The sequence below is a fragment of the Acutalibacter sp. LFL-21 genome, assembly GCF_025630755.1.
Lineage (GTDB): Bacteria > Bacillota > Clostridia > Oscillospirales > Acutalibacteraceae > Acutalibacter > Acutalibacter stercoravium.
Map to the genome: position 1 here is coordinate 234,867 of NZ_JAOTNT010000004.1, position 21,804 is coordinate 256,670.

Consider the following 21,804-nt stretch of genomic DNA (forward strand, 5'->3'; position numbering starts at 1 on the left):
CAGCGGGGCGGAAAAGCTGGTATAATCGGCTGGAAAGGAAGTGGCGCCATGGCCCTTACAAGAGAACAGCGGGAAAGGCTCTCTCGGGTGCGGATGTTCGTGCTGGATATGGACGGCACCATCTACTTGGGGGAACGGCTTTTTCCTTTTACAGTGGGATTTTTGCAGAAGGTGCGGAACACTGGCCGGGACTTCTGCTTTTTCACCAACAACAGCTCGAAAAACCGGGAGGCCTATTTGGAAAAGCTCTCCCGCATGGGCATTCCGGTCCCGCCGGAAAAAATGCTCATCTCCAACGGGGTGATCTTGGAGTGGCTGAAGGAGCGCCATCCAGGGGCCCGATGCTGGGTGGTGGGCACCCCCTTCCTGCAGGAGGATTTCCGCAAAGCCGGGTTTACCCCCGATGACCCGGAGGCGGACCTGGTCATCCTGGGGTTCGACACCACCCTCACCTATGAAAAGCTGCGGGTGGCCTGCGACCTGATCCGGGCGGGACGGCCGGTGTACGGGGTCAACCCGGACTGGAACTGCCCGGTGGAAGGGGGCTTCATCCCGGACTGCGGCTCCATCGCCGCTCTTGTAAAGGCCTCCACCGGGGTACAGTGCGAGTTTTTCGGCAAGCCCTCCCCTCACACTTTGGGATACATGCTGGCGCAGACCGGCTGCCAGCCCCAAGAGCTGGCGGTGGTGGGAGACCGGCTGTACACGGACATTGCCGTGGCTACGGGGACAGAGGTTACCTCCATCTTGGTGATGAGCGGCGAGACCACCCCGGAGCTGCTGGCCCAGAGCGAGATACAGCCCACCCTGGTGGTGCGGGACTTGGAAGAACTGGGAGAGCTGCTGTAACCCCTCTCCCCTAAGCGCGCCGGGTCCCCGGCGGGAAAGGAGCACATTTATGAAAAAGAGCATTGCAGGCCTTCTGCTGGCAGCGGGCCTGTGCCTGATGCTGACAGGCTGCCAGGGGGAGGCCATCGCCCTGCCCCTGGCGGGAGAGGTGGAGGCTATCCAAGGGGAAAATCTGGCGGGAGAGCCTGTGGCCCTGACGGAGGCGGAGGATATCGCCGCGGTGATGGAGGTCCTCTCCACCGGGCGGAGCACCGGCCGGGAGTCCGTGCAGGACGCCCCTTTGACAGAGCCCTACGGCAGCCTTACGCTGGAAAACCAAGGGGGCGAGACGCTGCTCTACTACTACGAAGAGCGGGGCGCCACCTTAGTGGAACAGCCCTACACCGGCATTTTCCGGCTGGAAGGCAGCCTGGAGGACCTGCTGGCACAGCTGGCATGAGACACACGAGCAAGGCGGGCCATCTCTTGAGGGAGCGGCCCGCCCTTTTCTTTTCCTTACACAGGGCATAATCTGTGCTGGGGACGGGCACACTGGGGAGAGAAGGGGGAAACAGTATGGAGTATCTCAACGCCTTTTGGGTGGGCGGGCTGATCTGCGTTATTGGACAGCTGCTCATCGACTTGACCAAGCTGACCCCGGCCCGCATTATGGTGCTGTTTGTCACTAGCGGCGTGGCCTTGGGCGCTTTGGGGCTGTACGCCCCTTTGGTGGAGTTCGCGGGCTGCGGGGCCACCGTGCCCTTGACCGGCTTTGGCTGGGCTCTGTCCGAGGGGGTGCGCAGGGCAGTGGCGGAGGAGGGTTTTCTGGGGGTGTTCACTGGCGGCCTCACCGCCGGGGCCGCCGGGACAGCTGCCGCCACTTTCTTCGGCCTGCTGGCCGCCCTGGTGGCCAAGCCCCGCGACAAATCCTAGGCGCAGTGCCTGCGCTCTCAAGCCGCCTTCTTGCGTTCCGCAAGGGCGGGTCCCTCCGCGTAAGTTGGGTGGAAACAAGTAAAACTTTATCCATGACCGGACGGGACAAGCCGCGGTCCTGGTCCCCGGTGGGGACCGTTTAGGACTGACCGAGGCGGCAGCCGAGACCGCCGCTTTAAGGCGGCGGGGCTTGTTGAGAGCAGCTAGCTCACAAGCCCGCGCTTAGATCAGGTGGAGACAAGAAAAAATTTGTCCGTGGCCGGACCAGCGCAGTGCCTGCGCTCTCAAGCCGCCTTCTTGCGTGACCCAAGGGCGGGTCCCTCCGCGTAAGTTGAGTGGAAACAAGTAAAACTTTATCCATGACCGGACGGGACAAGCCGCGGTCCTGGTCCCCGGTGGGACGTAGCGACCCCGCGCTTGGGTTTGGGAGAGACAAGTAAAGTCTTCGCTGTACGTCCGCCCTTTGGCGGAAGCGACGGCGGTGTTTCACAGCTCAGTGTCTCCGCGCCCTTGCCTCGCCCAAAGCATGTGCAACGAGCGGCGGGGGATCTCAACCATAAAGACCGGCAAAAGCCCATCCCTTTCAAAAATCCAGCCACGAAAAAAGACGTCGGGACAGCGGCCCGGCGTCTTTTTTGCGCGTTATCCCCTTCAATGGCCCGCGGGCTTGCGGGAAAGCTGGTCCTTTTCGTCGGTCAGGTCCGCGTGGACCAGGCGCACCAGCACCACCCCCAGGGGGATCAGGTTGAGCCAAATGGCCTTGGCGGAGAGCAGTGTGCCCGCAAAGGCGGAAGCCGCGCCCCCCAAAAAGAAGCACCCAAGCATCCCCAGGAAGAACAGGGCCCGGCGCAGGCCCTCCCGGTCGCCTTTGCGCACCGCCTTGGCAAAACCAATGCCCACCTGCCGCAGCTGGTTGGTACAGAAGGTGGTGGCCATAGGGATGCCCTCCGCCTGGCGGAAGGTGTTGTACTGCATAGAGGCGATGAAATTCACCAGCACCTGCACCAAGTGGTGGGGCCAAGACAAGGGGATGAACCCAACCGCAAACAGCACCAGGCATTCAAAGGCCACCAAGTAGGTATCCCACCGGAGGAAGCCCAAACGCCGCACCGGCGAGGGCAGGATCTCCGATAGGAAAGCCCCGGCCAGGTAAGCCGAAATCGGGATGAGGTAATAGGCCCCCTCTCCCCAGCGGCCTTGGCCAAAGGCAATCGCCATCAGCACCACATTGGCGGTTTGGGCGTTGCAAAACACCCCGCCCCGCAAGGTGAAGGTGTAGGCCCCCATCATCCCGGCGCTGAGGGTAAGCAGGGCGAACACGCTGCGGCGCTCGCAAACCAAATATTTCTTTTCTGCCATAGTCATCCCCCATTTCATTCTATAGAGGGATGATACCATGTTTTTTAACGGGATGCAACCAATCCCAAAGGGAAAGGCTCCCTTGCGGGAGCCTTTCCTGTGTGCGCTATGTTCTTTTTATTTGGCCACGTTCTGGTCGAAGTTTGCCATGATGCTGGCCGCCTGGGCACGGATGGTGCTGCCCTTGGGGTCGATGGTGCCATTCTCATGGCCGTTGATCAGGCCCTTGCCACTGGCCCAGCTCAGGGCGGTTTCCGCCCAGCTGCTGATGGAACCAGCGTCCGGGAACCGGGTCAGGTCCCCAGTAGCCGTCAAGTCATACCCCTTGAAGCGGGCGTACTTGTACAGCATCACAGCGAACTGCTCACGGGTCACGTTACTGTCGGGGTCGTACAAATTGCCGCCGATGCCCGCCACGATGTCGTTCTGGGCGGCCCAGGTGATAGCGTCCACAGCCCAGTGGCCAGAGGTCACATCGGTAAAGGTGGAGTCGCCGGTCACAGCGGGCTTGCCTTCCAGATTGTAGAACAACTGGGCAGCCATAGCCCGGTCCAGCAGCATGCCAGGCTCAAAGGTGGTCTCGCTGGTGCCTGCCATGATGCCATTCTCGTACACATAGGCCACGGCGTCATAGAACCAGTCGTCCCCTTCCGTCACGTCCGTGAAGGGCCAGGTGGGCTCTTCCGGCTCGGAGGGTGTGCCGCCGGGAGTTACCGGCGGGTCGGCGGGCTCGGCTTGCAGGGCGCCTTCCACATCGAACAGCTCTTCCTCAAAGGTGGTGTACCGTTTGCCGTGGATGGTCCAGCCGTACTCCGATTTGGGCAGCGGGGTCTTGTTGATATCCGCCGGGGTGTAGATGCAGGTGACGGTGCCCTCCTCGGAGGTAAAGGCAATCTCCGCCTGTCTGGAATCGTTCACCACGGTGAACTGGGAGAAATGGGGCGTGGTGAAGGTGAGAACCTGTCCCTCGATCTTGTCCGGCTTGATGTAGGTCCCGTCCTCATGGAGGATGTAGGTGTGATTATCCAGCGTAATCCCCGCGGGCACTACCAGGGAGACTTGGACGGGGGCTTTTTCCTGGAACTGCTCATTATCCAGCGCATTCCCCAGAATGGGTTTCGCCCCGTCAGCGGGCTTCATTTGGCCTTCCTCCAAAACATAGATGTCGTAATAGGGCGTGATATCCACCTTATAAATGGGATTCTCGGCGCCCGGATCGTATTCCACCACATCCAGTTTCTGGTAGATCTCTACATACAGGCTCTCCCCTACTTCCTCCACTTTTTCTTGGAATTCCTGCGCTTCCCGGATCACCTTGTCAAGGAAAGAACCGGCGATAGAGCCCCAAATGTCAACAAACCGGTTGTTTTCCGATTTCGCAGCATCCTGAACGGCTGCTTTTTCCTCCTCTGTCAGCTCCGCCGAGATGGAAGCCTGTGTTGCGCCGTCCTCCCGCTTAACTGACGTAGCTGTTACATTGACATCCACAGTGTAGGTCACACCGGACAGCGTGATAGTAGACACAGCTTCTTCCCCGTAGATTTTCGCGGAAGTTGACTGGCCGTTACCGGTCAACTCTAGGGTAACCGGCTGACTCTTTGTTGGCACAAAGCCGCTTACAAGAATCGTCATCCCATCAAAGCTGTAAGTGAGGTCGGCACCCTCCCCGCCATCCAGGTATACCTGGGGATAGGCAATGGTAAAGGTGCAGGTTTTGGCAGAATCCGCCACCACATAGTTTGGATTCTTACTGGCAGCGGCAACTTCGTACGTCCCAGGCTCGGTAACCGTGGGCACGGAAAACTCCACTGTATCCCCCTCTACCACTTCCTTACTGGAAGCTGTGGGGGCCAAGGGCCGGCCGGTGTAGGTCAATTCCGTATCCGACCAGTTCAAAGCTGTGATGGGCTTAGGGATGATTGTGTAGCTGGCAGAAGCCCCCTCCGGCAGGGCGTAATTCCTGTTATCCAAGGAGACCGCCGCTGCTGTATAGGTGCCTGCGTCCTTTTCACTGCCACCGCTGACAGTCACCTGAACCGCATCATCTCCCAGCAAGCCGGTGGCAGTAGCCGTCACGTTCGAGGGCTGCCCATCGTAGACACGATCCTCCATACCGTTCCATTCCAGGCCCACCGGAATGGGAGAGACCGTGAGCCGGTACTGGCCGGTTACGTCCTCTTTCTTCGCTGTGATGACCGCGGAACCCGCGCCCACAATGGTGACTTCTCCTGTGGAGGGGTTGACCGTTGCCACTGTCTTATCGCTGGAAGAGTAGGTAAAGCCCTCGGTGCTGTCATCCATGCGGGCGGCATTGGTGAATGGCTCATCCCCATAAGCACAGGTGATTGCTCCGCCCTGCTCAAAGCTGAGGGGGCCTCCCTCCACCTCGACAGTGACAATGTCTGAATTCTTGGTGGAATAATAGTCCTGGCCGTCCACCGTGGCAAAGGGCCGGATGCGGAACTGATACGTTCCCTGGGCCAGCCCGGTCACTGTGTATTCCCGCTTGTCCACAATGCCCAGCCGGGTCCATGTGCCGCCAATGTTCTGGTAGACAATGTAGTGGGTGGCCCCCAGGGAGGGCTCCCAGGAAAGGTGGACGCTGTTGGTAGTGGTGGTGTAGGAGAAGTCCTCCTCAGTCACATTGGTCGGGACGATCTGGAAGGTCAAGGTGGCGGTGCCGTAGATGGGGCCATCTGAATAGCCTCTCACCTCTACGGTGGCAGTGCCAACATCTACGTTGTTGCGCCAGTAGGGCATGAAGTCCCCGTAGGTGGACTGGCCGAAATATTTCTTGCCGGTCTCCGGGTCCTTCACCGTGACGGCGGGCTTTTTCGCCTCGCCGGTGTAGAAGCCGTACTTGTATGCCAGGGAGATGTCCATGTCCTCAATGCTCTTGGCTTGGAACCCGCAAGTATGATAGGAATAGGTCTTCATATCAAAGACCTGGCGGGTGCAGACATGGTTCTCGTCGTACTCGTGGCCCTGGCGCTTTGTCTCGGAAGAGAGGAAGATTGTGTTGCAGTCGTGGCACCAGCAGGCCAACCTGCCGTCCTCCCAGCACTGGGCGGTATCAATGGTCTCGGATTCGTGAATCAGGCCGTCCTCGCCGGGATGATAGAGTTCGTCGCCCACAGCGAACACGCCGCTGGGCGTGGGGTCCGAGTCGCTCTCTGGCTTATGGCCCACCATCAGTTTGCCGGTGTTGAGATAGATTTGGCCTTCATCCCCCGCTGGGGTGGTGTAGTTGGCAAATCCCGTATAGTTCGCGCTGCTGATTGTATAGCCGCACGCGTCACACACCAGGCGGGAGGCGCCATCCCAGGTATAGGCGTGGGCATGGCCGCCGTTGTCCTTTGTTTTGGTAAAGCTGTCGATCTGCTCCGGGCTGCCACTGTTATAGTCATACACTTGGATGGTCAAGGTATCTGCCGTGGTGGACAGGGTCGTGTACAAAGCCTGATAGTCATTGGTCGCCTTGGCAAAATGGAACTCAGGCGTGTTGGTCACACCATAGCTCTTCTCCCCCAGGCTGCCGCAGATGAAGTATGTGATGCCCTTTTCCTCGTCCACCGCGCCGTTGTACAGGGGCTGTGTGCGGGCATAGGAATGGTCGTGGCCAGAGAGCACCACGTCGATGCCGGCCTCTTGCGCGGCCTGGGCAATGGCCTGCTGGGTGGAGGCGTCCATCCCGGCAACCGTGTTGGTGTAATAGGCAGGCTGATGGGTGACTAAAATCTTCCAGCTGGCATGGGAGGCCTGGGCATCGGCAACAAGCCACTCCAACGCCTTCTCATAGCCCGCTGTCCCGCCGTTGATGGCGATGGAGGCGAAATAGACATTTCCATATTCCGCAGAAGTATAGTCCGGATTCTCCTGGTGGTACAGGAGAGTCCCAATGGGCAGGCCGCCCTCCAGCTCGTGGTTTCCCAAGCTGAAGAACCGGTCCGTATCCAGCTTTTCCAACATGGAAAGGGTGCTGTCCCAATAGGCGTAGTTGCCGCCTGAGTCCACAAGGTCCCCGGTTTGGACGGTCAGGTCCAAGCCCTCTACACCCACTTGTTCCAAGATCCCGCTCAGGTTCTGGTTGTTGCTTTCCTGCAGGTCTCCCAGTACCAAGGCTTGGATGCCAGTGTTTTCATAGCCGGTGGTAAAGCTCCTTACGGCGGACCAATGGGTCCCGTCGCCCACCCGGTAATAGTAGGTCGTGCCGGGGGCCAGGCCCTCGGCCGTCACGCCGCAGGCGTTGGCTGCGGCGTTGTCGCTGAAGCCGGTAAGCTGGCAGGTACCGGGAATGGGCTCTGCCCCTTCCACCGCTTCCTCCTCTTCCGCCAGCTGCAGCAGCGCCTTGCCATCCGCATACAACGGGTTTGACAGCCAGCTCACATTCAGGCTGTCCGCATCGTCCGAGGCATTGCGCCACACATGGGTGGGGGCGCCATCCTCCCTCCCCTGGGGCGTGTACACGGTGGCCTGGTAGCTTCCGGAAACATGGTTTTCCCCATCCTGGGCATAGACGGTCAGGGAGACCACACCGCTGCCAGGAATATACCGCACCTGGCCATTGCTGTCTGAGGTGCCGATCCTCGTACCATCAGCCAGGTAAAGATCCACGCCGGGGGCCGGGCTGCCTGTAGAGGAATCGGTGATGGTAAAGACAAAGGAATCCTCCAGCCCCGCCACCAAGGTCCCGGAAGACACCGTATAGGGCGCGGAGACGGGAATCTCTACCACCGGGCCGCCGAAGGTTGGGAGAAGCCCTTCCTGGGCAGAGGCAAATGTGACCACACCCTTGGTCAGGCGGCCGCTGAACGTGGTGCCAGGCACCACACTGGAGGGCACCGTAAAGGCCAGGGTGGCCATGGGGCCGCTGGAAACGCTGCCTTCCACCTTAAAGGAAACCGTACTGGTAACACTATCGTAGCGGGCCTCTTCCGCGATAGTACAGCCCGCAGGGACCGACAGCTCGAAGCTGTCCTTATAGGCCTTGTTGATGAAGACAGACGCTTCCAGGGAAGTGACATCCGCGCTGGCAGGGGTGAAGTCCAGGTGGATATCCTGCCCCAGCACAGCGGTCCCTTCCCGGGCGGTTACGGACACTGGGGCCGCTGGGGCCTGGGGGTCCGTGATATTGATATTGTAGCTCTGGCTGGCCTGGTTGCCCGCAATATCTGTGACCAGCAGGCGGATGGTGTGCTGGCCCTGGCTCAACACCAGTTTATCCGCCCGGATAATTCCCGAATGATCGACAAAAGCCCCCTCTGCCCCCTCTTCGATTCGCAATCCATCCACATACAGCAGGACATTGTCGAAATTGATGCCTGTGTTGAACAGGCTTGTCTCGGTGCTGTCCTGGAAATCCGCACTGAAAGCCAAGGTGTTGGTATCGAAAGTTTGCCCGTCTGTCAAAGGGCTTTCATTCACAGTAACATTGGTAATTTCAGGGGGCACCACATCCTGGTTGGTGCTGCCGTAGATAAAGGTCAGATCATCGAAATAGAGCGAGCCGTAACACTCGGACTTGTCTATCTTGGTGCCGTCGGCGGAGGTCCATCCCACGCCGCTGGTCGCGTAACTGAGCACCATCAGCCGGATACTCATGCCGGCGGGGATCTTCACAGGTGTAATCAGATTTTCAAGGTTAGCTTCATAGTAATGCCAGGCGTTGTCCGCCTGTTTATGCAGCCCTGTCTCGTCATTGAGATCCTCTTTCGTGAAATCAATTTGAGAGGAAGCGCCAGCTCCATCCGTGTACCGAAGGCGCAGCCACAAACTGGGCGTCCCCTCTGGAATATACACCCACAGGCCAATCTTATTGGGGTTCCCCTCCAGCACAAGGTCTTCCGAAAGGCCAAAACACACGCCGTCGGTCTGGTTGTTGTTCTGGGTGAAGTCGTAATCCATACGCATGGAATAGCTGCCTGAGTGGACAGGCGCCCCCTCTGCCAGGCTGACGATCTCTGCGTTGCCCACTTTGGGCTGGGTGGGCCCGTTGCGGTTGGTGTAGGAAAGGCAGTAAGCATCCGCGCCCTGGGTGGCGGCACTCACGGCAGCCGCATCGGTGGTATAATTCCCGTTCTCATCAAAAACGCCCACCACGTCGCCCAAGCCATGCTGGGTGGTGCCGGTGACGATCTTCCAATTCGGTTTCTCGAAATCCATGGCAATGATGGGCTCTTTGCCTACTTCCAGCTGCACTGTGGCGGTCACAGCTTGGTCGTGCACGGAGGTCACCGTTGCCGTACCTGTGATAGACTCTGTCTCGGAAGCCTGGAACAGGTTTCCTGAAAAAGAGCCCATCTCTTCATCGGAAAGGGTCCATTGGAAATCCCCGTCCTTATAGTTCACGTTCCGGCCCTGGTAACGCACCTGCAGGCCCAGGTCGGAGGTATCCCCAAAGCCCACATTGACCTTTTCCGAAGAGAAGAGAAGCTGGTCCGGGGCAGCGATGGTGATAGTGGCCTCCCCCACGGTCTCACCGGCGCTCTGCAGGGACACCGTGACTTCCCCCAGGGAGCCGTTGGAGGTGAACACGCCCGTGCTGCCGCCGATGGAGCCGTAGGCGGAATCCACTGACCAGCTGGCATTTTCCGGCAAAGGCGCCGGCGCGCCGGAGGGGTCGGCGCCCACCGCTGTAAACTGCACGGTGGAGCCGGGGGTGTAGACCTCGTTGACCGGGGTGATGACCGCGTGGTCAAACTCTCCGGTTGCCTTTACATCGGAGACGATGAAAATGGAGGAGCTGACCTGGCGCTCCTGGCCGTCGGAGGGGTTGTTCCGGGTGATGACCTGGCTGTCGCCCTCCCGCCGGGAGACAAAGGTGGAGGAGCCGCTGCCATCCAAGAGCAGCGCCGTTTGGCAGCCCCGGGCCTTCATCATCTGTGCCACCTCATACTGGGTGTACCCGCAGGAGACAGGGTACCGCTGGCCATAGCACACCATGGAGACCACTGTCCCATCCGCTTTGATACCGATGGCGGTATAGGTCACATTCCGTCCCCCTTTTGAGACGTTGACCTCCCCCTCCTTCACCAGCAGGGTCCCGCCGCCCACGGCATAGGCCAGTCCCTGGGTATCGGCGCTGTTGGAGATAACGGCTTTACCCTCCTCCGTAATGCCGAAATAGTACCGGCCATTGACCGGGTTATAGGATTTCCCGTCGATAATCAGGGCGCCTGTCGGCTGCCCGGTGGCCATATTATAGTAGTCCGCGTTAAGGGCCGCCACAATGGTGGAATCGGCGTACTGTTCCGCGCGGGTGAAATAGGCCTGGGCGTCCTTCACCTGGTCGGAGACGGTCTGCATCCGCCAGTTGATGGTCTGGTTCTCCAGGATGTTCTCCATGCCGGAATAGCCCGCCATGATCTTGGCCTGACTCAGGTCCACCTCGCAGAAATAGTCGATGTTCTGGTTGGTGCCGTCCTTGACGTTGGTGTAGGTCACATACTCCGTCACGCCGGGGGCCAGGTCATAGGCGGTCTCAGAGACGTACTGGCGCGTCTGGCCCTCTTCCCCCACAAAAAGCTCTTTGCCCGGGGAGAAGCCCTGGGAGGTCTGGGCGGCAAAGGCTGTTAAGGGCAGCCCCTGTACAAGGAGCGCCGCCGCCAGCAAAAAGGCTGCCGCTTTTTTCAATGGGTGCTTCATATTCGTTCCTCCTGGATAGAAAGAAAGGGCGGCGGCATACTGCCGCCGCCCTCGGGTATTTTAGGGGTTAGTGGTTAAATAAGTCTTTGTCAAATAACTTCTTCGCTGGTTAAAGCGCCACCAACAATTTCTTCACTGCTAACAGGATTCTGCTCTTCAGTATCTCCCACACTATACCACTCGTCGCTATCCGCGTCGTAAACGTATTCCTTATCATCAATCGTGATGTATTCTTGTTCCTCGAGCTCATCGAGAGTCAAATACTCATCCGGGTCGGTGACAGAAACATACTCTTCCTTTTCATCATCCCATTTATACTCGGTACCGTTTACCGTAATAGTAGGACGAACAATTTCGGGATCGGGATCGGGATCAGGAGAGCCGCCGCCAGTGGTAGGAGCGGTAATGGTGATCTCAGAATCGGGGGCCACAGCCTGGCCGTTGGCAGTGGTGCCGGTAACGCCTTCCTTGGCGGCAATGGTGGTGCCCACAGGGGCGTCTGTGACAGCCACGTTGTTCTCCAGGGCGATGACTTCCGCACCACCGGTGGCGCCCGCCAGGGACACGGTGGCGCCCTCTTTGGCGACGACCACGGTGATGGGCTCGTCCGCGGTGATGGACACGTTGTCCGCCAGCACCAGCACAATCCCGGTGCCGTCCACGTTCTGGGCGCCCTCTTCCACGGCGTACGTGACAATGGCCTGGTTCAGCCGAGCCATAACGCTGGCGCGGTTGATGTCGCTCAAAGGCTCCACAGAGCCATCACCCATGCCGGAGATAAAGCCGCGGTTGGCCAGGGCGTTGATGTAGCCCACAGCCCAGGAAGAAGCCTCGGCGGAATCGTTGAACTTCACATCGGAAGTTTCCTCCCGCTCGATGCCCATGGCCTGGGCGAACATGGTGAAGAACATCTCACGGGAGAGGGTGGTCTCGGGCTCCATGATGGTGTCGCTCATACCGGCCATGATGCCGGCGCCCACGCACTTGGCGATGTGGCCGGCGTACCAGGCGTCCTCGGGGATATCGGTGAAGCCGCTGATATCCGCCTCATCGGTAATCTGGAGCAGCTGGGAGAACACGGCAGCCGCCTGAGCGCGATTCATCTCCCCCTCGGGGTCGAAATCGTTGTTGCCCACGCCGGAAACCACGCCGGCATCGCTCCACCGGTCGATCGCTGCTTCCGCCCAATGGCCCTGAGCGTCATCGAACTCCACCGCCATTGCGGAGACGGGGATGAACGCCAGAATCAAGCACAGGCTCAACAGAACTGCGACAAATCTTCGTTTCATCGTTCATTTCCTCCTTTTTGCATACAGGGCGTTTGTTCCGTTGTCCTCACAACGGAACAAAGGGGTATACCCCTTTGTAGCCCAAATTATTTGTATGGCTTTATCATAGCACAGTCTTTTGGCTTTGTCCACTGAGTTGCCGCCGTTTTTACAAAAAATTTTCAAAGATTAAAGATATTTAAAACTTTTTTCTGAATTTTTCTTTGCCATGGCTGTACCCCTCAGCTGCTGGCCGCTTTCACAACGCGCGGCGCCTTGATCCGGCCTCCGGGCCACAAACCGCTTGCAAAGCGCCGGGTAACCGTGCTAGAATTTAAAAAAGCCTATCGGGAGGGAAACGGAAATGGAAACGGAACGCATTGACCGGGTGCGGCGCGCCATGGAGGCCCGGGGACTGGCGCAGATGATCGTCTGCGACCCCCAAAGCATTGACTATTTGACTGGGGTGTATGTGGAGCCCTTTGAGCGGCTGTTCGCCCTCTGCCTGCGGGCTGACGGCAGCCACGTTTTCTTTTTAAACAAGCTCTTCTCTGTGCCAGAGACGCCCATCGAGAAGGTCTGGTTCACCGACACCGATGATTCCATCGGCATGCTCGCTCAACGGATTCAGGCCGGAGAGCCCTTGGGCATTGACAAGGAGTGGCCTGCCCGGTTCCTGCTGCCCCTGATGGAGCGGCTGCCCGGCACCCCCTGCCAGCTTGCCAGCGACTGTGTGGACAGCGTGCGGGCCCGGAAGGACGCAGCCGAGCAGGAGCTGATGCGGATGAATTCCCGCCTAAACGACGAAGCTATGACCCGGGCCGCGGCCTACATCCGGGAGGGGATGACCGAGGCGCAGGTAGCGGACTTCCTGCTGGCCCAGTACAAGGAACTGGGCTGCCAGGACGTGTCCTTCCCGCCCATTGTATCCTTCGGCGCCAACGCCGCCGACCCCCACCACATGCCGGACGGTACCATCTTGCGGGAGGGCGACTGCATTGTGCTGGATATCGGCGGCAAAAAGGATGGGTACTGCTCAGACATGACCCGCACCTATTTCTGTAAGCGGGTTTCGGACAAGCACGCGGCAATCCACGACTTAGTGCGCAGGGCCAACGAAGCCGCCGAGGCCCTGGTGCGCCCCGGCGTACCTCTGTGCCAGCTGGATAAGGCTGCCCGGGATGTGATTGCCCAGGCGGGTTACGGGGAGTACTTCACCCACCGGCTAGGCCATTTCATCGGCCGCACGGACCATGAACAGGGGGACGTGAGCAGCGCCAACACTGCCCTGGCCCAGGAGGGCATGGTCTTTTCCATCGAGCCGGGTGTCTACCTGCCTGGCGAGATGGGCGTTCGGGTGGAGGACCTGGTGCTGGTCACTGCCAATGGCTGTGAAGTGCTCAACCGGGTGGATAAGCGTTGCCAGCTGATTGGCTGAAGGCAGCCGGGCACATAATAAGGAGAGAGCAGCGTCAACCGCGTCAACCGCTGTCCTCTCCTTTTTCTTTTTGCCGGCTTTCCGCTCTCTGGGGTTCTTCCAGGCTCGGGGGAGCTTCTAAATCACGGGGGCGTCACTGTTCCTTTTGATGCACGCACCCCTTGCACTTGGGGGAGCAGCTCCACAGCCTGCCGGCGGTGGGAATCCAGTTCTCCGCGTAGGGCTGGCACTTCTTCGTCAGGTTTTCCACGGGCTCGGGGGACTGCATGTCCGTGGACCTGGCCCCGCTCTTTTCCACCATCTCCTGGAGCTTGCCCGGGTTCTCCAGCATGGGGCAGGGGCGGAACATGTTCTCGTTAAAGGGCTGGCCGTCGTGATAGGCCATGAACAGCGGGGACTTGAGAGCCTCCAGCAGCGTCTTGTCATAGACGCTGGAATCGGAGTAGTGGATAAAAGCACAGGGCTCCATGTCCCCGTTGGCGTTGATGTGGATGTACCGCCGTCCCCCGGCGATGCACCCGCCCACATACTCCCCGTCGTTTTGGAAGTCGATGGTGAAGATGGGCTTAGTGCCCCGATAGGCGCGGATGCGGCTGTACATCTTCTCCCGCTGCTCCGGAGAGGGCAGCAGCTGGGTGACGGCGTCGTTGCCCACGGGCATGTAGTGGAAGAACCAGGCGAACTTGGCCCCGTCCGCGATGAGGGAATCGAAAAATTCCTCGGAGCTCAGGGAGTCGATATTCTGGCTGGTATAGCAGCAGGAGACGCCAAAGGGCAGCTTCTTGCTTTGCAGCAGCCGCATGGTTTTCACCACCGCCTGATAGGTTCCGTGGCCCCGGCGGCCGTCCGTGGCCTCTTCAAAGCCCTCGATGCTGATGGCGGGGACGAAATTTTTCACCCGCAGCATGCCGTCGGCAAGGTCCCCGTCAATGAGGGTGCCGTTGGTAAAGGCCAGAAACATGCAGTCGGGATGGGCCTGGCACAGCTTCAGGATATCGGCCTTGCGGACCATGGGCTCGCCGCCGGAAAAGATGTAGAGGAAGGTTCCCAGCTCCGTACCTTGGCGGACAATGTTATCCAGGGTTTCGTAGCTCATGTTCAGCTTGTTGCCGTAGTCCGCCGCCCAGCAGCCGGTGCAGTGGAGGTTGCAGGCGGAGGTGGGGTCCATCAAAATGGCCCAGGGAATGTTGCAGCCGTGTTCTGCCATGGCCTTTTCCTGGCGGGCAAAGCCGATCAGGTTTACGTTGACAATGAAATTTTGGAAAAAGGTTTTCCGCACCCCAGCGTCCAGGTCGGTCCACAGGCTTTTAATCAGCCGGTACCAGTTGTTGTCCGGGTTGTCGATGACCTTGTGAAACGCCGCCCGCTGGCTGGGGAACAGGTTGTCCTTGTCGAATTTGTCCGCCCAGCTGAGCAGGTTGGGCAAGGCCTTGTCCGGGTCCTCGTCCAGATAGTGGAGGATCTGCTTGGCTACAAAGGATTTCATGTTTTCCGGGAGGGTTTTTTCGCTCATATCCAGCAATTTCTTCCTTTCTTTCATGGGTTTCAGAGACCAGAGCGGAGGACCCGCAGCACCTTCGGGGAGAGGCCAGGCAAACCGCAATACAATCTCTAAAGATGTAGAATAATCGCATTATTTGACTTTTACCACACCTGTATACTATAATACTCCATGCTCTCTTCGCAAGGGGCAGTTTTCTATTGGAATGTGGAATATACCACACCGCCGCGCAAGCCACGCCAAAAAGCCGCACTTTTTAAAAAGGTTGTTTCCAACCTGGGAGGGAAAGACTATGGAAGAAAAAGAAAAAAAGCCGGACCGCCGGGTGCTAAAGACAAAAAAGGCCATTCGCAACGCCCTGGCACAGCTGCTGGCAGAAAAGGAACTGGAGGAAATCACCGTAAAGGAGGTAGCGGACACGGCGGACATCAACCGCAAAACATTTTACAATTACTATGCCGGCGTCCACCAGGTCATTGATGAAATCGAAAACGAGATCATCTCCACATTCGATCAGGCTATTCGGGAGGTTGACGCCCGCAGGGACATAAAAAACCCCTACACATTTTTTGAGAAGATCACTGCCATTCTCAATCAGGACTTGGATTTTTACAGCCATTTGTTCCGCATGCGCGGGAATTTGAGCCTATCCTACAAGATCACCACGCTGCTGAAAACGAAAATACTGAAGTCCTTCCTCCAGGAACATTCCTGCGACCCGCAGGAGGCGGAGATCTTTGTGGAGTACGCTGTGTGGGGAATGATGGCCGTGTATGAAAGCTGGTTCAACTCCCAGCGGAGCACGCCTTTGGAAGAGATCTCTCAAAAGCTGAGCGTGGTGTGCGTATATGGCCTGGCCGGGCTGCTGCGGGAGGACTCCTGACACGCCGGGGCGGATTACGTACTGTCCCGGCCCCCGAGGGGGGCGGCGGCCTCAAAAGCGCGGCGCAGCTTTTGCAGGGCCCGCTTCTCAATGCGGGAAACATAGCTGCGCGAGATGCCAAGGCGCTGGGCCACCACCCTCTGCGGCTGCGGGCGGCATCCCTCTAGGCCATAGCGCAGGCAGATGATCGTTCTTTCCCGCGGGGTGAGCACGGAGCGCACCAAGCCGTAAAGCCGTTCGCTTTTCATCCGTGTGTCAATTTCCTCGATAATGGTGTCATCCACCGCCATAGTGTCCAGAATTGTGAGGGTGTTTCCGTCCTGGTCCGTGTCGATGGGTTCATTGAGAGAGAGATCCTGGGCGGACTTTTTCCCGCTGCGGAAGAACATGAGGATCTCGTTCTCGATACACCGGGAGGCGTAACTGGAAAGCCGTATCCCTTTACTGCTGTCGAAACTGTCAATGGCCTTGATGAGGCCAATCGTGCCAATAGAGATCAGGTCCTCCTGGTCATCCTGCCGCGCATAATATTTTTTGATGATGTGGGCAACCAGGCGCAGGTTGTGCTCGATGAGCTTCTGCCGGGCCGCCTGGCTGCCCTGGGCCATCTCCTCCAGACAGCGCTTTTCCTGGGCGGCGGACAGGGCCCGGGGAAAAGTGCCGCCGCCTGTGACATGGAGGAATAAATAGAGGATCTGGGAGAAAAAATCGAAAAGCTGGAGGAGCATAAAACCACTTCCCTTCTGGAATCTCTGCTGCATTTTTATGTGGGAATGCACCGCAGCGTGCCAGTACACCCAGAAAAAAGCGCTCCTCCCCCTTCTGTTTTTCCCCGCATTGTGCTATACTGGTTGCCGCTGCTATATGACAGCTGGAAATGCAGAACACATTGAAAAGGAGTGTTTTATTATGAGTGAGACTAAGATTCCTGCCCGCAGCGAACTGGACCCCCAGTTCACTTGGGCCACCACCGACCTGTTCCCCAGTGACGGGGCCTGGGAGGCTGTGATCCCGGAAATCCAAAAACTGATTGAACAGCTGAAAGCCTGCCAGGGCACCCTGGGCCGCAGCGCCCAGGATCTGCTGGCCTATTTGAAGCTGGGGGACCAGTTCACCTTGAAGGCCGAGCCCTTCGCATGCTACGCCATGTACCAGAGGGACCAGGACACCCGGGATCCCCGGGCCCAGAAGATGAACGGCCAGATGATGAACCTGCTCATCCAGGCTGAGGAGGCCACCGCCTTTGCCACCCCGGAGATTTTGGAGATCCCCCAGGAGGCCATGGACCGGTTTTATCAGGAGGAGCCCGGGCTGGAGCACTACCGCCTGGCCCTCACCCGCATCCGCCGGCAGAAGGACCACACCCTCTCCCCCCGGGAGGAGGCCTTGCTTGCCTCGGCAGGGAAGATCGGCCAGTCCCCCAGCACCATCTACAACCTGCTCAACGACGCCGACCTGTCCTTCCCCGACGCAGTGGACCAAGAGGGCAACAAGCACCCTGTCACCCAGGGCACCTATATCCCCCTGGTGCAATCCGCTGACCGTACCCTGCGGGAATCTGCTTTCCGCAATTTCTACAGCTCCTTCGGCCAGTTCCGCAACACCTTTGCCGCAGCCCTGGAGGGCCAGATGAAGCAGCTGCAGTTCTTTGCCGACGCGCGAAACTACCCCTCTGCCCTGCACGCCGCTTTGGACAAGACCGAGGTTCCGGTAGAGATTTATCACAATCTGATCGCTGCCGTGCGGGAAAGCTTCCCCACTATGCACCGGTATATCCGCCTGCGCAAGAAGATGCTGGGCGTGGAGAAGCTGCACTATTACGATATCTACACCCCCATTGTGGCGGACCAGGACGAAACCATCCCCTTTGAAGAGGCCAAGAAGATGGCCTTGGAGTCCCTGGCACCTCTGGGGGAGGACTACCTCTCCATGCTGAAAGAGGGCTTTGCGAACCGGTGGATCGACGTGTACGAGAACCAGGGCAAGCGCTCTGGCGCCTACTCCTCTGGGGTGTACAGCTGCCATCCCTTCGTGCTGCTCAACTACACCGACACCCTGAACGACGTGTTTACCCTGGTGCATGAGATGGGCCACGCCCTGCACTCCTACCTCTCTGCTAAGAACCAATCTGTCACCTACGCGGACTACGTCATCTTTGTGGCAGAGGTGGCCTCCACCTGCAATGAGTCCCTGCTGATGCAGCACCTGCTGGCCTCTACCCAGGACAAGAAGCGCCGGGCCTATCTCATCAATTACTTCTTGGAACAGTTCCGCACCACCCTGTACCGCCAGACCATGTTTGCTGAGTTCGAGCTGTGGTGCAGCCAGCAGGTGCAGCAGGGCAACCCTCTCACCGCGGAGGCCCTGTGCCAGAAGTATGGCGACCTGAACCGGGAGTACTATGGAGAGGACATCGAGCCCGACCCGGAGATTGCCCTGGAATGGGCACGCATCCCCCACTTCTATATGAACTTCTATGTGTATCAGTACGCCACTGGATTCTCCGCGGCCATCGCCCTGTCCCAGCGCATCTTGAAGGAAGGCCAGCCCGCCGTGCAGGATTACCTGCGCTTTCTTTCCGGCGGCTGCTCTACCGACCCGGTCTCTCTGCTGAAAAACGCGGGGGTGGACATGGCCTCTCCCCAGCCGGTGCGCGACGCTTTAAAGCTCTTTGGCAGCCTGGTGGAAGAAATGGAAGAGATGGCCTGAAAATTGAGACAGATTTTTCTATTTTGCAATTTTCTTTAACAGAAATCGCAAAAGCACTTGACCTTTGCTACAGGATTTGATAGGATAAATAGGCTTTCGTATTTGTCTATCATGGAACGACATTTCACGGCTTTAACCCTTTAAAGCGACTGGTTTTGTCCTTCATGGTGAGACAGAAAATCTATCACATCGAGGAAGGAAGGAAAGCGCAGTGAAAACCAAAAAGTTCTTGTCCCTGCTGCTGGCAGGGGCCCTGGCTTTGTCTGTGGCAGCCTGCGGACAGCAGCAGGCTGTCACCAACCAGGAGACCTCTTCAGACGTTTCTACAACGTCTGAAGCGAGCTCAGATCTGAGCTCCTCCGCCGAGACCGGCGAGCGGCCCACCGAGCCCAGCGGCCAGCTGGTTATCGGCTCTGTCACCCAGGTCATCAACGAGTTCTACGACACTGGGTTCTCTACCAGCGAGACCAACTACAACATGTACGATCTGATCCACGGCACCATGGACTCCGTGGTGTACACCAAAGAAGGCGAGTTCCAGTACAACGACACCGTTGTGGCCTCTCACGAGGAAACTGAGAACGAGGACGGCACCAAGACCTACACCGTGACCATCAACGACGGCCTGGTGTGGAGCGACGGCACCCCCCTCACCGCCAAGGACTACGTCTTCGCAGTGCTGCTGGAGAACAGCGACGAGATGGCCGGCGTGGACGGCTACCCCTGCAACGGCGGCTACTCCTATGTAGGCTATGATGAGTGGCTGGCCGGCACCGCCGACACCTTCGCCGGCGTGCATCTGGTGGACGACATGACCTACTCCCTGACCGTGAAGGCCGAGGAGCTGCCCTACCACTATGACATCATGTACGCCAGCCTCCGTCCCCGGCCCCTGCATGTGATCGCCCCTGAGTGCGACGTGGAGGACACCGAGAACGGCGCCACCATCACTGGCGAATTCACCACCGAGCTGCTTCAGGAAACCATCAACAACCCCGAAACCGGCTACCGGTACAATCCCAAGGTCACCTGCGGCCCCTACCTGTTCGAGAGCTTCGATGAGGCCAGCCAGCAGGCAACCCTGAAGGTGAACCCCGAGTTCGCCGGCGACTACCGCGGCGTGAAGCCCATGATCGAGACCCTGATCATCAAGACTGTGGTTTCCGACACCATGATGAACGAGCTGGAAAGCGGTTCTGTGGACCTGCTGTACAGCTGCTCCGGCGGCGAGACCATCAACGCCGGCCTGGACCTGGTGGAAGAGGGCACTGCCGCCGACTCCACCTACATGCGCAACGGTTACGGCCAGCTGCAGTTTGACTGCAGCGTGTTCCCCACCAACTCTGAGAAGGTGCGCCAGGCCATTGCTTACTGCCTGGACCGCAACGAGTTCGCCCGCCAGTACACCGGCGGTTACGGCTCTGTGGTGCACTCCTTCTACGGCCTGGCCCAGTGGGAGTACGCCGAGTCTGTGGACTGGATCAACGAGAACCTGAACACCTATGACATGAATGTGGACGCCGCAATTACGCTGCTGGAAGAGGATGGCTGGACCCTGAACGCGGACGGCACCCCCTACTCTGGCACTGGCACCCGCTACAAGGACGTGGACGGCGAGCTGAAGCCCCTGACCATCACCTGGTGCAACTCTGAGGGCAACCCTGTTTCCGAGCTGCTGGCCACCATGCTGCCCGAGAACATGGCTGCCGCTGGCATGGAGCTGCAGCCCACCACCACCGACTTCGCCACCCTGCAGAACGCCATTCTGCACTCTGCTGACACGCAGTACAACATGTACAACCTGGCCACCGGCTTTGCCACTGCCAACTCTCCCTGGTACTACTTCTCCAGCGACGAGGCTTGGATGGGCAACTACAATAAAAACTGGATTGCCGACCAGGAGCTGAACGACGCTGTGGTGCCCATGAAGAGCATCCCCTATGATGACCATGACGGCTGGCTGGAAGCCTGGCAGAACTTCATCAAGGTCTGGAACGAGAAGCTGCCCAACATCCCGCTGTACTCTGACGAGTACTACGACTTCTACTCCCCCCGCGTGCAGGGCTGGGAGAACACTGCCACCTGGGGCTGGCAGAACGCGGTTCTGGATGCTTGGGTCACCGAGTAAGTGAAAAGCGAACGCGCATAAGCAAATAGTCCTGTAGAGAGCCCGGCGGGCCCCTTTGCTGGGGTTCGCCGGCTCTTTTAAAACAGAAATTATCGAGAAATGGGGGGATTCAAGTGGGAAAAGGCAGATATCTGCTGAAGAGATTTATCTATATTGTGTTCGTTTTCTTCATCATTTCCATCTTGATGTTCTTTATCTATAAAATTATGCCCGGCGACCCCGTGACCATGATGCTGGGCGACGCAAAGGCCAACATGAAGCCTGACGCCTATCAACGGCTGTACGATCAAACTCGGGAAAACCTGGGCCTGAACGGCCCCCTGATCGTCCAGTACATCCGGTGGATCGGCAATATGCTCACCGGGAACTTTGGCTATTCCACCCAGTATAAGAAGGATGTCATCGACATGATCGGCACCCCGATGCTGAACACTGTGATGCTCAACCTGGTCTCTATGCTGGTCACCTTCCTCATTGCTGTACCCCTTGGCATTGCCACCGCAGTGCGCAAGAACGGCGTCTTCGACAAGACCATCCAGGTGGTCACCATTATTGGCTACAGCCTGCCCAGCTTCATCATTGCCCTGCTGGCCATTTTCGCCTTCGCGGTGAAGATCCCAATTTTCCCCATCAGCGGCGTGCGCACAGCTGGATTTGAAGGCAACGCCCTGCAAACGGCCCTGGATACCCTGTGGCACATGTCCCTGCCGGTGATCGTCATGTCCATTTCGGGCATTGGCAGCATCACCCGGTATGTGCGGGCCGCCATGATCGACGTGCTGCGCATGGATTACATCAAGACTGCCCGGGCCAAGGGCCTGCGGGAAAAAGTGGTTATCTATGTCCACGCTTTCCGCAACGCCCTGATCCCCGTGGTGACCATTGCCACCGCCTGGGTGGTATCCCTGTTTGGCGGCTCCATCGTCATTGAGAACGTGTTCCTGTGGCCCGGCCTTGGCCAAACGCTGATCAACGGTCTGATGCAGCGGGACTTCTCTGTGGTGCTGACCATGCAGATGTTCTATGTGGTGCTTTCCCTGACGGGCAACGTGATTATGGACATTGCTTACACCATTGCGGACCCCAGAGTCCGGCTGGAAAACTGAGAAAGGA

At 58.5% G+C, this 21,804-nt stretch carries 13 protein-coding genes; 8 read left to right on the plus strand and 5 right to left on the minus strand.

Going from position 1 to position 21,804, the window contains the following annotated elements:
• Positions 1 to 48: 48 nt before the first annotated feature.
• From ODJ80_RS06745 to spoVAE, 3 genes are all read left to right on the plus strand, one after another.
• On the plus strand, positions 49 to 849 hold the full coding sequence (locus tag ODJ80_RS06745) for an HAD-IIA family hydrolase (RefSeq protein ID WP_263041459.1): 801 nt from the start codon (positions 49 to 51) through the stop codon (positions 847 to 849).
• Positions 850 to 898: 49 nt separating this feature from the next.
• Positions 899 to 1,288 carry a DUF5301 domain-containing protein gene (locus ODJ80_RS06750; RefSeq protein ID WP_263041460.1) on the plus strand — a complete coding sequence of 130 codons (390 nt, stop codon included), beginning with the start codon at positions 899 to 901 and terminating at the stop codon, positions 1,286 to 1,288.
• Between the two features lie 116 nt (positions 1,289 to 1,404).
• Positions 1,405 to 1,761 (plus strand): stage V sporulation protein AE, encoded by a 357-nt coding sequence (gene spoVAE / locus ODJ80_RS06755; protein WP_263041461.1) that lies wholly within the window; start codon positions 1,405 to 1,407, stop codon positions 1,759 to 1,761.
• Positions 1,762 to 2,412: 651 nt separating this feature from the next.
• On the opposite strand, the gene ODJ80_RS06760 is transcribed toward spoVAE, so the two are convergent.
• From ODJ80_RS06760 to ODJ80_RS06770, 3 genes are all read right to left on the minus strand, one after another.
• On the minus strand, positions 2,413 to 3,120 hold the full coding sequence (locus ODJ80_RS06760; RefSeq protein ID WP_178864349.1) for a YoaK family protein: 708 nt from the start codon (positions 3,118 to 3,120) through the stop codon (positions 2,413 to 2,415).
• A gap of 117 nt (positions 3,121 to 3,237) precedes the next feature.
• Complete coding sequence (locus tag ODJ80_RS06765; RefSeq protein ID WP_263041462.1) at positions 3,238 to 10,764, minus strand: phosphodiester glycosidase family protein; 7,527 nt, start codon at positions 10,762 to 10,764, stop codon at positions 3,238 to 3,240.
• Between the two features lie 89 nt (positions 10,765 to 10,853).
• Positions 10,854 to 12,053, minus strand: a complete 1,200-nt coding sequence (locus ODJ80_RS06770; protein ID WP_263041463.1) for an S-layer homology domain-containing protein — start codon at positions 12,051 to 12,053, stop codon at positions 10,854 to 10,856.
• 343 nt (positions 12,054 to 12,396) lie between these two features.
• Between ODJ80_RS06770 and ODJ80_RS06775 the strand changes: the two genes are divergently transcribed.
• Positions 12,397 to 13,470, plus strand: a complete 1,074-nt coding sequence (locus ODJ80_RS06775; RefSeq protein WP_263041464.1) for a M24 family metallopeptidase — start codon at positions 12,397 to 12,399, stop codon at positions 13,468 to 13,470.
• A gap of 133 nt (positions 13,471 to 13,603) precedes the next feature.
• Here ODJ80_RS06775 and ODJ80_RS06780 read toward each other — a convergent pair whose 3' ends face one another.
• On the minus strand, positions 13,604 to 14,983 hold the full coding sequence (locus ODJ80_RS06780; protein WP_263041465.1) for a radical SAM protein: 1,380 nt from the start codon (positions 14,981 to 14,983) through the stop codon (positions 13,604 to 13,606).
• 280 nt (positions 14,984 to 15,263) lie between these two features.
• On the opposite strand from ODJ80_RS06780, the gene ODJ80_RS06785 reads away from it, so the two are divergent.
• Complete coding sequence (locus ODJ80_RS06785; RefSeq protein WP_263041466.1) at positions 15,264 to 15,854, plus strand: TetR/AcrR family transcriptional regulator; 591 nt, start codon at positions 15,264 to 15,266, stop codon at positions 15,852 to 15,854.
• A 14-nt stretch (positions 15,855 to 15,868) separates the two neighbouring features.
• Here the strand turns inward: ODJ80_RS06785 and sigK are convergent, their stop codons facing one another.
• Complete coding sequence (sigK, locus tag ODJ80_RS06790; RefSeq protein WP_263041467.1) at positions 15,869 to 16,582, minus strand: RNA polymerase sporulation sigma factor SigK; 714 nt, start codon at positions 16,580 to 16,582, stop codon at positions 15,869 to 15,871.
• A 181-nt stretch (positions 16,583 to 16,763) separates the two neighbouring features.
• On the opposite strand from sigK, the gene pepF reads away from it, so the two are divergent.
• From pepF to ODJ80_RS06805, 3 genes are all read left to right on the plus strand, one after another.
• On the plus strand, positions 16,764 to 18,563 hold the full coding sequence (gene pepF / locus ODJ80_RS06795; RefSeq protein ID WP_263041468.1) for an oligoendopeptidase F: 1,800 nt from the start codon (positions 16,764 to 16,766) through the stop codon (positions 18,561 to 18,563).
• Positions 18,564 to 18,774: 211 nt separating this feature from the next.
• Positions 18,775 to 20,691 carry an ABC transporter substrate-binding protein gene (locus ODJ80_RS06800; protein WP_263041469.1) on the plus strand — a complete coding sequence of 639 codons (1,917 nt, stop codon included), beginning with the start codon at positions 18,775 to 18,777 and terminating at the stop codon, positions 20,689 to 20,691.
• A 113-nt stretch (positions 20,692 to 20,804) separates the two neighbouring features.
• Complete coding sequence (locus ODJ80_RS06805) at positions 20,805 to 21,797, plus strand: ABC transporter permease (protein WP_178864714.1); 993 nt, start codon at positions 20,805 to 20,807, stop codon at positions 21,795 to 21,797.
• Positions 21,798 to 21,804 lie beyond the last annotated feature (7 nt).